Annotated in this window: 4 protein-coding genes and 1 CRISPR repeat array; all 4 genes read left to right on the forward strand. The window is 60.8% G+C overall.

From position 1 onward, the window contains the following. Positions 1-2: 2 nt before the first annotated feature. From cas7c to cas2, 4 genes are read left to right on the forward strand one after another with little or no spacing between them, the layout of a single operon-like run. Positions 3-872 carry a type I-C CRISPR-associated protein Cas7/Csd2 gene (cas7c, locus tag FYJ44_RS13320; RefSeq protein WP_154512957.1) on the forward strand — a complete coding sequence of 290 codons (870 nt, stop codon included), beginning with the start codon at positions 3-5 and terminating at the stop codon, positions 870-872. Between the two features lie 17 nt (positions 873-889). Then, entirely contained in the window at positions 890-1,519 is a 630-nt protein-coding gene (gene cas4 / locus FYJ44_RS13325) for a CRISPR-associated protein Cas4 (RefSeq protein WP_154512959.1), read from the forward strand. Continuing rightward, positions 1,516-2,547, forward strand: coding sequence for a type I-C CRISPR-associated endonuclease Cas1c (gene cas1c / locus FYJ44_RS13330; RefSeq protein WP_154512961.1), 1,032 nt, complete (start codon positions 1,516-1,518; stop codon positions 2,545-2,547). The genes cas4 and cas1c overlap by 4 nt, the downstream gene beginning before the upstream one ends. 3 nt (positions 2,548-2,550) lie before the next feature. After that, positions 2,551-2,841 (forward strand): CRISPR-associated endonuclease Cas2, encoded by a 291-nt coding sequence (gene cas2 / locus FYJ44_RS13335; protein ID WP_154512963.1) that lies wholly within the window; start codon positions 2,551-2,553, stop codon positions 2,839-2,841. Between the two features lie 178 nt (positions 2,842-3,019). After that, positions 3,020-14,109: a CRISPR direct-repeat array (repeat unit 32 nt; unit sequence GTCGCCTCCCACGCGGAGGCGTGGATTGAAAC). The last annotated feature ends 28 nt before the right edge of the window (positions 14,110-14,137 follow it).

Below are 14,137 nucleotides of genomic sequence, written 5' to 3' on the forward strand. Positions count from 1 at the left end.
CCATGTCCGCTCTTGCCAACCGTTATGAATTCGTACTGCTGTTTGACGTGGAAAACGGCAATCCCAACGGCGACCCGGACGCGGGCAACCTGCCCCGCCTCGACCCGGAAACCGGTTGCGGCCTGGTCACGGATGTCTGCCTGAAGCGCAAGATCCGCAATTACGTGGAGCTGGCCCACAACGGCGCGGAAGGCCTCAAGATTTATATTCAGGAAAAAGCCGTGCTCAATCAGCGCCATGAGCTGGCGTACAAGGCCTGCGGCCTGGAGCCGGACAAAAGCGGCAAGCGCCTGCCCAAGAAAACGGAGGACGCCGCCCGCCTCACGGCCTGGATGTGCGCCAATTTCTACGACGTGCGCGCCTTCGGAGCCGTCATGAGCACGGAAATCAACTGCGGCCAGGTGCGCGGCCCGGTACAGCTGGCCTTTGCCCGTAGCGTGGAACCCATTGTGCCGCAGGAGGTCAGCATCACCCGCATGGCCGTCACCAATGAGAAGGATCTGGAAAAAGAACGCACCATGGGCCGCAAAGCCATTGTGCCCTACGGCCTCTACCGGGCCGAAGGCTATGTCTCCGCGCCGTTTGCTGAAAAAACCGGCTTCAGCGAAGGCGATCTCGATCTGCTGTGGGAAGCGCTGATCAATATGTTCGAGCACGATCACTCCGCCGCGCGCGGCAAAATGAGCGCGCGGAAACTGATTGTCTTCAAACATGCCAACCGCCTGGGCAACATGCCCGCGCACGCCCTGTTCGAGCGCGTCACGGTAACGCGCGTGGATGCCGGGGCCGGCCCGGCCAGAGCCTTCAGCGACTACGAGGTTCAGGTGCGGCGCGACGGCCTGGAATCCGTTGAAATTCAGGAAAAATTATAAACCGAAGAGGCCCGCCCATGGACGAAGCGGACTTTGTGCCTCTTTCCGCATTGCAGCACTATGCCTATTGCCCCCGGCAGTGCGCGCTGATCCACCTGGAACAAATCTGGGAGGAAAACAGCCATACCGCCGAGGGACGGCTCATGCACGAGCATGCCCACAGCGGGGAAAGCACGGCGCGCGGCCAGGTCCGTCTTGTAACGGACCTGCCGTTGCGCTCCGTCCGCCTGGGCGTCAGCGGCAAGGCGGATGTGGTCGAATTCAGGCGTTGCGGCGGCGCATGGCGGCCCTATCCCGTGGAATACAAAAAAGGCTCGCCGCACGGGCATGCCGAGGCCGACGCCGTACAGGTCTGCGCGCAGGCCGTCTGCCTTGAGGAAATGCTGGGAACGTCCATCCCCGAAGCGGCGATCTTTTATGGCGCTCAGCGGCGCAGAAGCGTTGTGCCGCTCACGGAGGACTTGCGCCGGAAAAGCGCGGATATCGCCCTGGCCGTGCATGAGCTTTTCCGGATCGGCAAAACGCCGCTTCCGGAAAAACGGGGCCATTGCGCGGCCTGCTCTCTCCAAAACGCCTGCATGCCCGCTTTTGTGGAAGAATCCGCGCTGGCCGCGCGTTATCTTGAAGCTCTGTGGAGAGAACCATGAAACGCCACCTGAACACGCTTTTCGTGACCACGCAAAATACCTGGCTGTCCAAGGACGGCGAGTGTGTCAGTCTGCGCGCGGAAGGGCGGGAACTGGGAAAAGTTCCCATCCACACCATCGGGTCGCTGGTCTGCTTTGGGCAGGTCAGTTGCAGTTCCTTTCTGCTCGGCCATTGCGCCCAGAACGGCGTGGCCGTGTCCTGGCTCACGGAAAACGGGCGTTTCATGGCCGCAATGCATGGTCCCACCACAGGCAATGTGCTGCTGCGGCGTGAGCAGTACCGCAAAACGGACAGCGCGGAAGGGGCGGTCCCTTTGGCCCGCGCCTTCATCACCGGCAAGATTGTCAATTGCCGCACGGTCTTGCGGCGGGCGGCCAGAGAACATCCCGAGGAACACGCCGACGGCGGGCTGGCCCGGGCCTGTGAAAGCCTCACATCCTGTCTGCAGCGTCTGCCCCAGGCGCGGTCGCTTGATGAAATCCGTGGTCTGGAGGGCGAGGCGGCCGGAATGTACTTCAGTGTTTTTGGCCGCCTCATCTCCGCCAAGGCCAAAGGCATACGTTTCACCGGACGCAGCCGCCGTCCGCCGCTGGATGAGATCAATTGCCTGCTCTCCTTTTTCTACACGCTGCTGGCGGCGGACCTGCGTGGGGCCATTGAAAGCGTCGGGCTTGATCCCGCTGTGGGCTTTCTGCATCGGGACAGGCCGGGCAGGCCGAGTCTCGCCCTGGATATGATGGAGGAATTCCGCCCTGTTCTGGCGGACCGGCTGGCGCTGACGCTGGTCAACAGGGGGCAGATACGGGCGAAAGATTTTGAGCAGACCGCGTCCGGCGCGGTCCTTCTGAAAGAAAAAGCCCGCAAGGAAGTGCTTGTGGCCTACCAGGAACGCAAACGCGAAGAAATACTGCATCCTTTTCTGAATGAACGCATGACCACAGGCCTGCTCTGGCATATGCAGGCGCGTCTGCTGGCCCGGCATATCAGGGGCGAGATGGACGCCTACCCGCCCTTTGTCATCAGGTGACGCATGCTTGTCCTGGTGAGCTATGACGTCAATACGGAAGACGCGGCGGGGCGGCGGCGCCTGCGGCGCATTGCCCGGCATTGCCAGAACTGGGGACAGCGCGTGCAATTCTCTGTTTTTGAATGCGCCGTGGATCCGGCGCAGTGGAAAAACCTGCGCGCGGCGCTGCTCAATGAGATGGATCAGGACAAGGACAGCCTGCGCTTTTATTTTCTCGGCAGCTCCTGGCGGGGCAAGATAGAGCACTGGGGCGTTAAGCCGGGCTACGATCCTGAGGGGCCGTTGATTTTCTGAAGCGGGGACCTCAAGTTGACGGCTTTTTGCAGGAAGATCCGCGATACATCCAGCATATTGGAATATAACACAATAATTGTATAGCTATAAAAAATACGGAAAGCCGGGCAGCGCCAAACGGCAGATTCCCGAAATGGCCCCCGCAAAACCTTTATGCGCGCAGGCTGAGGCCTGCCACGTCGCCTCCCACGCGGAGGCGTGGATTGAAACCCGGTAGAGAATGAAAAATATACCAATGCGCAGAGGTCGCCTCCCACGCGGAGGCGTGGATTGAAACCACCCCTTCCCTGCCGTCGCGTCGCTTCCCGCTGGTCGCCTCCCACGCGGAGGCGTGGATTGAAACGTGGCTATCGGGGCCAATAGCATCATTAATAGCCTTGTCGCCTCCCACGCGGAGGCGTGGATTGAAACCGGGGCGAACGCGATCCAGGCTTGCGTCCGGCTCCGTCGCCTCCCACGCGGAGGCGTGGATTGAAACGGAACCCGTCTGGCTAATACCGAGCACTTTGCGCCGTCGCCTCCCACGCGGAGGCGTGGATTGAAACCAGCGTTCCTCAAACGACTCCGGCACTTCTGCAAGCCAAGGTCGCCTCCCACGCGGAGGCGTGGATTGAAACCAGCGTGGGTGTTGACGGACGCACAACCCGTAGTGTCGCCTCCCACGCGGAGGCGTGGATTGAAACGCGTGGTGGAACGTGATGGTGAGCCGTGGTTCGTGTCGCCTCCCACGCGGAGGCGTGGATTGAAACCACGGCACAAGGAAGAACGCTTGAAGGTGCTGAGTCGCCTCCCACGCGGAGGCGTGGATTGAAACGAGGTGGTCATTTTCGGGCTTGTTGATGGCGATGATGTCGCCTCCCACGCGGAGGCGTGGATTGAAACGGCAGGGGGCGGGAACAGTGAATCAGGCGCGCATGTCGCCTCCCACGCGGAGGCGTGGATTGAAACATGTGCAAATCGCTTTTTCCAAGGGGGCGAAGGGTCGCCTCCCACGCGGAGGCGTGGATTGAAACTCGACCTGCCGCCGGAAAGCTTTGGCAACGAAACAGTCGCCTCCCACGCGGAGGCGTGGATTGAAACACCGCCGCCGTTACCGCTACTGCCCCTGCCGCCAAGTCGCCTCCCACGCGGAGGCGTGGATTGAAACGGGAGAAGACGTGGTGCAGGCGACTGTTGAGTTGCGTCGCCTCCCACGCGGAGGCGTGGATTGAAACCGACCAAGGCAGAGGCAAAAAAATGGGAGGCAGAGTCGCCTCCCACGCGGAGGCGTGGATTGAAACAGCCATACGCAGATACGAAGTGGCGAAGTCAAGCGTCGCCTCCCACGCGGAGGCGTGGATTGAAACTTCATAACCATGAGATTCATATTTTCGCCGCATAGTCGCCTCCCACGCGGAGGCGTGGATTGAAACTCTGGCGCTGAACGCTTCCTCTTTCCCGGCCTTGTCGCCTCCCACGCGGAGGCGTGGATTGAAACGGCGTAGCGGGCCACCACGCTGGCGGGCATTTTCCTCGCCTCCCACGCGGAGGCGTGGATTGAAACATCGAGACGGCCCGCAAGAACGCCGAAGCCGTGGCCGTCGCCTCCCACGCGGAGGCGTGGATTGAAACTAGAAATACCATCTACCCTGAAATCACAAAGAGGCGTCGCCTCCCACGCGGAGGCGTGGATTGAAACATGGTGACGGCGCCGGGGTGGCAGGTGGTGCGCAGGTCGCCTCCCACGCGGAGGCGTGGATTGAAACTCTGTGTGATTCTGAACAGTATACGGCGGCCAGTGTCGCCTCCCACGCGGAGGCGTGGATTGAAACCCTTAATCAAAGACGCCTGAGTCCAGAAGAGAAAGTCGCCTCCCACGCGGAGGCGTGGATTGAAACAGAGTGCTGGTGTGGACGCCGCAAGCGTGGAGGCCTCGCCTCCCACGCGGAGGCGTGGATTGAAACTTTGTCCGCTACGTCTGGATCACCAGAGCCGAACATCGCCTCCCACGCGGAGGCGTGGATTGAAACTCCTCAGGCGTACAACACGGCCGACACGAGCAATAGTCGCCTCCCACGCGGAGGCGTGGATTGAAACTCCGAAAAAGTCCCGTATCGGCTGAAGCACCTTGAGTCGCCTCCCACGCGGAGGCGTGGATTGAAACCCGACGAATCGGTATTGTATTAGCCCACACCCGGAGTCGCCTCCCACGCGGAGGCGTGGATTGAAACTGTTCTCCAGATATATCCACCATCTATTCTTGGTGGTCGCCTCCCACGCGGAGGCGTGGATTGAAACGCCTTGAGGAAGGCGAAAAAGCCTCGGATGCCGTCGTCGCCTCCCACGCGGAGGCGTGGATTGAAACCCTGTACCAGAAAAAACTCTCGTTTGCATTCGTCGTCGCCTCCCACGCGGAGGCGTGGATTGAAACCGGCAGCAATAAGCTTAAGGACGCTTTGTGCTGCTGTCGCCTCCCACGCGGAGGCGTGGATTGAAACGTCATCATTCCCGCCGCCGGTTCCGCCACATCCGCCCAAGTCGCCTCCCACGCGGAGGCGTGGATTGAAACGTCATCAATGTGACGCAACTGCCGGACGATTACGTCGCCTCCCACGCGGAGGCGTGGATTGAAACATCGTGCTCATGGACGAATATGACGTCGTTCGGGTCGCCTCCCACGCGGAGGCGTGGATTGAAACCTCTCTTCTCTTCCCACCGCCATTGACGCGCTCTGTCGCCTCCCACGCGGAGGCGTGGATTGAAACCCACGGCGGCGGCGGCCAGCGCGGCCACGGCTACGGTCGCCTCCCACGCGGAGGCGTGGATTGAAACTTCTTTGACCGAGAGGAACCGTTTCAGTGGGACGTCGCCTCCCACGCGGAGGCGTGGATTGAAACAGCTCCACGTGGATGCCCGCCCAGGAGCCTTGGTCGTCGCCTCCCACGCGGAGGCGTGGATTGAAACCGTCTGGCAAGCTCATGAGCAAGAGCGGTGCAGACGTCGCCTCCCACGCGGAGGCGTGGATTGAAACTCTTCTCTGTTGCTTATGTTATGCAGTATGTGAGTCGCCTCCCACGCGGAGGCGTGGATTGAAACAACCGCCGTGGTCTGGCTCGCCTGACCTCTATCAGTCGCCTCCCACGCGGAGGCGTGGATTGAAACTTCTTGCACTGAGGAGAGATGCTCTGCAGTACGCGTCGCCTCCCACGCGGAGGCGTGGATTGAAACCACGTCAAAGTCACGGGCCATATGCCAGTAATTGAGAATCGCCTCCCACGCGGAGGCGTGGATTGAAACCACGTTTGTCCAAGTATTATTGCAAAGGCAGTTATAGGGTCGCCTCCCACGCGGAGGCGTGGATTGAAACCACGACCCATCCGTTTAACTCTCCACCAGATCTAAGTCGCCTCCCACGCGGAGGCGTGGATTGAAACCTGAAAGCCCTTCGTCTGCGTCAGGAGGACGGCGTCGCCTCCCACGCGGAGGCGTGGATTGAAACTGGATGCCCTGAGCGAGATGTTCGGCGGCAAGGGTCGCCTCCCACGCGGAGGCGTGGATTGAAACTGATGCTGTGCCGCCGCGTGGGTCAGCCAGAGCGCGGTCGCCTCCCACGCGGAGGCGTGGATTGAAACAGTGTGTTACGCATTTTGCGATTGGAACGCGGGGTCGCCTCCCACGCGGAGGCGTGGATTGAAACCCGCCTACTACGACGCCGCCACCGATCCCGGCACGTCGCCTCCCACGCGGAGGCGTGGATTGAAACAGGGGCTGATATAGAGGAGGCATCATGAGTCAGGAGTCGCCTCCCACGCGGAGGCGTGGATTGAAACATGAGCTTGCCCATTCCACAGGCCATCAGAGCCGTGTCGCCTCCCACGCGGAGGCGTGGATTGAAACTGCGGAAGCTATATAGTGGTCGCCCAGCCGCTCCGTCGCCTCCCACGCGGAGGCGTGGATTGAAACCCCTGAAAAAGCAGGCGGCCACGGAACAGGATAGTCGCCTCCCACGCGGAGGCGTGGATTGAAACGCCCACAGTGCCGGATCATGTGCGGCTCAGCCAGTCGCCTCCCACGCGGAGGCGTGGATTGAAACATCAGCGGGAAATCCGGCAAGCTGACGGAAGGAAGCGTCGCCTCCCACGCGGAGGCGTGGATTGAAACATCGACGGCGATCCTATGTTTGATTTGCAAGAGCACGTCGCCTCCCACGCGGAGGCGTGGATTGAAACAGGGCATGGGCCGAAGACGTTGGCCAGCGCGGGCGTCGCCTCCCACGCGGAGGCGTGGATTGAAACTTGACGTATATGGCCGAAAGATCTTTGGGCGCAAGTCGCCTCCCACGCGGAGGCGTGGATTGAAACTGGACTCAGGCGTCTTTGAAGAGCTACTTTTGCTTGTCGCCTCCCACGCGGAGGCGTGGATTGAAACTTGGCAAAAGGAATTGGAACACATAGGCCAGCAGGAGTCGCCTCCCACGCGGAGGCGTGGATTGAAACGCATAATCCATATCCAAAGCGTGTTGGTAATCGCGTCGCCTCCCACGCGGAGGCGTGGATTGAAACTGGTATCATCGCTCCAGCAACAAAAGCCGGAATCTCGCCTCCCACGCGGAGGCGTGGATTGAAACTCCTTGGAAGCCCGCTGATTATGGATACCCTGACGTCGCCTCCCACGCGGAGGCGTGGATTGAAACTCTCAGCTCTTCTCCCTGCGCAAAACTGGCAAAGGCGGCGGCTCGCCTCCCACGCGGAGGCGTGGATTGAAACTCTCAGCTCAGTGTTGCTCCATCCGGCCTCTACAGTCGCCTCCCACGCGGAGGCGTGGATTGAAACATCCACGTCCGGCCAGTGTATGCCGCTGCCCCTGCGTCGCCTCCCACGCGGAGGCGTGGATTGAAACGCGCCGTCGGCCACGAGTACGGTGGTTTTTAACCCGTCGCCTCCCACGCGGAGGCGTGGATTGAAACTCCCCCTTTTGTTGATTAAAATATAATAGCAATTGTCGCCTCCCACGCGGAGGCGTGGATTGAAACAATTACTCTGACGAGGTGGCGCGGCTGGCGCAGGAGTCGCCTCCCACGCGGAGGCGTGGATTGAAACAACCGCGCCGTGGCCTTTGCCCTGCTTAATGTGGTCGCCTCCCACGCGGAGGCGTGGATTGAAACAGGGCGATCATAGTGCAGGGGGAGGGCAACAGGAGTCGCCTCCCACGCGGAGGCGTGGATTGAAACCTCTTCTCCCTGCGCAAAACTGGCAAAGGCGGCGGCGTCGCCTCCCACGCGGAGGCGTGGATTGAAACCTGTCCCAAGCATACCAATCACCAGAATAAGGATGTCGCCTCCCACGCGGAGGCGTGGATTGAAACGCTCTACAGCGTCCACGCTGCTTAACGAACTGGGTCGCCTCCCACGCGGAGGCGTGGATTGAAACGGCGGCTCCGTCGTCCACGCCAGCCCCGGACGCGTCGCCTCCCACGCGGAGGCGTGGATTGAAACTCCTTGACGCTTACGCGTTTGACCATACCCGAGCGTCGCCTCCCACGCGGAGGCGTGGATTGAAACAAAATGATGCCATCCGGCTCAACATGGATGCCACCCGTCGCCTCCCACGCGGAGGCGTGGATTGAAACATGGCTGATGCTCGTGGTCAGCTGGGCGTAGCGCTATCGCCTCCCACGCGGAGGCGTGGATTGAAACCAGTCAGCCAGCGGCGCTCAATACGGGCGACAAGAAGTCGCCTCCCACGCGGAGGCGTGGATTGAAACAGCTTGCGACATGGTGCAAACTCCTATGGTTGAGATCGCCTCCCACGCGGAGGCGTGGATTGAAACTCTACTGTTACTGCGCTGTCTGACGTAGCGTCGGCGTCGCCTCCCACGCGGAGGCGTGGATTGAAACTCGTCCACCCGCACAGGCACATTGCCCTTGGGCAGTCGCCTCCCACGCGGAGGCGTGGATTGAAACATGTCACCGAACATACTCAATTGCACGTATGACGGTCGCCTCCCACGCGGAGGCGTGGATTGAAACTTGCGCGTATTGCAAAGCATCTCTCCTCAGTGCAAGTCGCCTCCCACGCGGAGGCGTGGATTGAAACCGACTGAACAGCATAAAAGCATATGCTGCCTTGAGTCGCCTCCCACGCGGAGGCGTGGATTGAAACATTCCCAGCCACTCTTTGCCAATACCACCCCGGTAGTCGCCTCCCACGCGGAGGCGTGGATTGAAACCAGTGTCGTGACCGGACCGGGATTTTCCGGCGCCGGTCGCCTCCCACGCGGAGGCGTGGATTGAAACGCCAAAAATGCTGACCCAGCAAAGAGGCGAAGAAGTCGCCTCCCACGCGGAGGCGTGGATTGAAACTTCAGGATTACAACGAAGACGCTATTGAGCTTCGCGTCGCCTCCCACGCGGAGGCGTGGATTGAAACCGCCTGCAAGTACGTCTACACATCCGGCCAATCGTCGCCTCCCACGCGGAGGCGTGGATTGAAACCGGCTGTGATAGGGGCCGCTCCAGCCGTCGCAGGTGTCGCCTCCCACGCGGAGGCGTGGATTGAAACACCGAAGCGCTCTCGTCGTCTTTTGGCCCGGGCGTCGCCTCCCACGCGGAGGCGTGGATTGAAACTGACGAGCGGCACCTGTGGCCCGCTTTCCACTACTCGCCTCCCACGCGGAGGCGTGGATTGAAACAATTTTGGTCTGCAGAGCCACGAGCGCGATAAGGTCGCCTCCCACGCGGAGGCGTGGATTGAAACAGTGAGGTACTCCAAACCGCTGAAGGTACTGACGTCGCCTCCCACGCGGAGGCGTGGATTGAAACAGAATATTTAACACAAGAGACAAGCTATGAAAAAGGTCGCCTCCCACGCGGAGGCGTGGATTGAAACACCGGCTACACCGGTCAGGCCATCCTTGTGAACCGCGTCGCCTCCCACGCGGAGGCGTGGATTGAAACGGGGCTGTGTTAAGCAACATGGCGGAAGCACTGAATGTCGCCTCCCACGCGGAGGCGTGGATTGAAACAAGCTGATCTCCCAGCCACCGCACCATGGCCACCGTCGCCTCCCACGCGGAGGCGTGGATTGAAACCACCTGAAAAATATTGCTCCACACCCATAGCCAGGTCGCCTCCCACGCGGAGGCGTGGATTGAAACACCACGAACACATCTGTGATAGATGAAGCGATGGCGTCGCCTCCCACGCGGAGGCGTGGATTGAAACCGGTAGGTAGGCAGGTTCGAGATCAGCTTTTGTCGTCGCCTCCCACGCGGAGGCGTGGATTGAAACCCGAGCCGCGCGGCGGCGTCCGCCCAGTCCTGACGGTCGCCTCCCACGCGGAGGCGTGGATTGAAACCCGGCCAGTTCAACGTCAACATGGCCATGTTGGGTCGCCTCCCACGCGGAGGCGTGGATTGAAACTCAGCCTGCTTTCACTGATGCCGAAATTGCCGCCGGTCGCCTCCCACGCGGAGGCGTGGATTGAAACCGTCCACTCTGGCCTTGGCTTCTTTATCCGCTACGTGTCGCCTCCCACGCGGAGGCGTGGATTGAAACAGCCTCACAGTTGAAGTTGTGGCCCGGCATGAGGCGTCGCCTCCCACGCGGAGGCGTGGATTGAAACTTTATCCGCTACGTCTGGATCACCAGAGCCGAACATGTCGCCTCCCACGCGGAGGCGTGGATTGAAACCCGGTACAGGGGGTTTTGCCCCGCCGGGAAAACGGTCGCCTCCCACGCGGAGGCGTGGATTGAAACTGGATCTTGCGTACAATAGACGTGTCCAGTCGTCGTCGCCTCCCACGCGGAGGCGTGGATTGAAACCCTATGAAGACGGAGGCCACGTGAAAGCGGTTCCGCGTCGCCTCCCACGCGGAGGCGTGGATTGAAACTTGACGTATATGGCCGAAAGATCTTTGGGCGCAACGTCGCCTCCCACGCGGAGGCGTGGATTGAAACCGTGCCTACCGAGCGCATCTTTGCCGCTCAGAAAAGTCGCCTCCCACGCGGAGGCGTGGATTGAAACTTGATAAGTGAAATGAGTTCGTCAAGGGCTCCATAGTCGCCTCCCACGCGGAGGCGTGGATTGAAACACGGCCTTCAGGGGTTAACGTAGCCATATATATCGTCGCCTCCCACGCGGAGGCGTGGATTGAAACATCTCAAGTGTGGTCATAATGAAACCTCTCGCTGGTCGCCTCCCACGCGGAGGCGTGGATTGAAACTGAACATGGCCTTCAATCTGGGCGTGGACGGCCTGGTCGCCTCCCACGCGGAGGCGTGGATTGAAACGTGACTTCAGCACCGACCGCCGCATAGGCGATAGGTCGCCTCCCACGCGGAGGCGTGGATTGAAACTGGACAATAATGCGTCGACGATCGGCGAAGGTTGTCGCCTCCCACGCGGAGGCGTGGATTGAAACCTGGCGGCGGCGTCCGATATACCTATCGCTCGTGTCGCCTCCCACGCGGAGGCGTGGATTGAAACTGTACTGTGGCGAGTGACAGCGAGACCCCCCCCCGTCGCCTCCCACGCGGAGGCGTGGATTGAAACCGTATAAGCTTAAAAAGCAGCGCGTGAAGCAGTTGTCGCCTCCCACGCGGAGGCGTGGATTGAAACTGTCCATCTATTACACTACGAGTTGTACGGCCGGTCGCCTCCCACGCGGAGGCGTGGATTGAAACGTTGCAAAGCCATGACCGTGGTAGTGTCAGCACCGGTCGCCTCCCACGCGGAGGCGTGGATTGAAACCTCAGCCTGCTTTCACTGATGCCGAAATTGCCGCGTCGCCTCCCACGCGGAGGCGTGGATTGAAACTAAAATAAAACATACCCATACCCCTCTCACCCGAGTCGCCTCCCACGCGGAGGCGTGGATTGAAACTCTTGGTACGCAACAGGGCGCGTATCAGCTGGTCGTCGCCTCCCACGCGGAGGCGTGGATTGAAACTCCCGCTGGCTCAGTACAGTTTGCTCGCCAATACTCGTCGCCTCCCACGCGGAGGCGTGGATTGAAACTTCCTTGGAAGCCCGCTGATTATGGATACCCTGACGGTCGCCTCCCACGCGGAGGCGTGGATTGAAACTCACAGTCATGAAGGCGTAGAGCCGGGATCTGGCAGTCGCCTCCCACGCGGAGGCGTGGATTGAAACTCAGCTCCGGACAATGCGACTACGAAAGCAGAGCGTCGCCTCCCACGCGGAGGCGTGGATTGAAACATGTGGCGATTGCTAAGGGCCGGGAGCACGAGAAGTCGCCTCCCACGCGGAGGCGTGGATTGAAACTCATACTTATCTTTGCCACGGTAGTTAGCCGTGGTTGTCGCCTCCCACGCGGAGGCGTGGATTGAAACTCCTGTGACGTAATATGTCTTTTCCGCGTGGTAGAGTCGCCTCCCACGCGGAGGCGTGGATTGAAACAAAATGAGTCTGACAAAAAAATTTCTCAAAAAAGTCGCCTCCCACGCGGAGGCGTGGATTGAAACTTCCAAGCCCACAACGATCGTACGTGCGTTGGTGTCGCCTCCCACGCGGAGGCGTGGATTGAAACACGTGCGATAGCGGACTGGACAAGGAGGATCAAGGCGTCGCCTCCCACGCGGAGGCGTGGATTGAAACCCATTGGAGATTGGCGGCAGCGTTAAAGCCAGTCGTCGCCTCCCACGCGGAGGCGTGGATTGAAACACGCGCCTGTGAAATTATTCCGGCGCGCGGATAAGAGTCGCCTCCCACGCGGAGGCGTGGATTGAAACGACCAATCCAGCTTCGCCGGGCTGCAGCGGGCCGTCGCCTCCCACGCGGAGGCGTGGATTGAAACAATGCCTCGTGAAGGGTCATACAGCCTCCATAGTGTCGCCTCCCACGCGGAGGCGTGGATTGAAACTTTGACCAATCCGGAAATTGAAGCGGGATACTCCGAGTCGCCTCCCACGCGGAGGCGTGGATTGAAACTTGATGTATATGGACGAAAGATCTTTGGGCGCAACGTCGCCTCCCACGCGGAGGCGTGGATTGAAACCGGTACAGGGGTTTTGCCCCGCCGGGAAAACGGCCCGTCGCCTCCCACGCGGAGGCGTGGATTGAAACATCATAGACGAGGCGACGAGGATAAAGAATCCCAAGTCGCCTCCCACGCGGAGGCGTGGATTGAAACATCCCATGGAGAAAAAACCATGTCCCAAACTCCCGGTCGCCTCCCACGCGGAGGCGTGGATTGAAACGTTGGGATGAGCCGCCGGACGACGGTCATCCTGGCGTCGCCTCCCACGCGGAGGCGTGGATTGAAACGGTCAGTAGAGGGACTACTGCATTGGCTCCCACCGGTCGCCTCCCACGCGGAGGCGTGGATTGAAACGGCTGGCTGTTTGATAAATTCGGTAAAGGACTGGATAGTCGCCTCCCACGCGGAGGCGTGGATTGAAACCCCTGTGGCGTGTTTGCCGCCACGGACGGCAGGCGTCGCCTCCCACGCGGAGGCGTGGATTGAAACACCACTGCCCGCCCTTGGCCTCAGAAAGGTATGGTCGCCTCCCACGCGGAGGCGTGGATTGAAACGTGCAAATCCTCGCCATCCAATGCGCGCACACGGCGTCGCCTCCCACGCGGAGGCGTGGATTGAAACTTTGGGGGCGGCCTGTCCGGTCTGCAAACCCTTGAGGTCGCCTCCCACGCGGAGGCGTGGATTGAAACTCAGCCTGCTTTCACTGATGCCGAAATTGCCGCCGTCGCCTCCCACGCGGAGGCGTGGATTGAAACATCTTCGTAACGAAGGCAGGCGTTGATTGGCCCCCTGAGTCGCCTCCCACGCGGAGGCGTGGATTGAAACTGGAGCGGGCCGCCGATCTGGGCGATCTGTCAGGGGTCGCCTCCCACGCGGAGGCGTGGATTGAAACTTATCAGGACATGTGCAACTACGCCCGGCGTGGTCGTCGCCTCCCACGCGGAGGCGTGGATTGAAACACGGATATCAATGCGACGGACCAGGAGACGCGTCAGTCGCCTCCCACGCGGAGGCGTGGATTGAAACTCTTTGGTTATGCCTCCATGGATAACGCCCACTGGTCGCCTCCCACGCGGAGGCGTGGATTGAAACCCAGCGTTGACGTAGGCATTGTATTCTTGCACCGTCGCCTCCCACGCGGAGGCGTGGATTGAAACTCCTCAGGCGTACAACACGGCCGACACGGGCAATAGTCGCCTCCCACGCGGAGGCGTGGATTGAAACAAGCAACTTGCCGGCATCGAGCCGTCTCCGCTGACGTCGCCTCCCACGCGGAGGCGTGGATTGAAACCTGGCCCAGCAGGCCCAGCAGGCGATCC

The organism is Desulfovibrio porci (genome assembly GCF_009696265.1).
Taxonomy (GTDB): Bacteria; Desulfobacterota; Desulfovibrionia; order Desulfovibrionales; family Desulfovibrionaceae; genus Desulfovibrio; species Desulfovibrio porci.

Excerpts from the sequence above, each read along its gene's own strand:
- cas7c (WP_154512957.1), top strand. The coding sequence starts at position 3 with ATGTCCGCTCTTGCCAACCGTTATGAATTCGTACTGCTGTTTGACGTG.
- cas4 (WP_154512959.1), top strand. The coding sequence starts at position 890 with ATGGACGAAGCGGACTTTGTGCCTCTTTCCGCATTGCAGCACTATGCC.
- cas1c (WP_154512961.1), top strand. The coding sequence starts at position 1,516 with ATGAAACGCCACCTGAACACGCTTTTCGTGACCACGCAAAATACCTGG.
- cas2 (WP_154512963.1), top strand. The coding sequence starts at position 2,551 with ATGCTTGTCCTGGTGAGCTATGACGTCAATACGGAAGACGCGGCGGGG.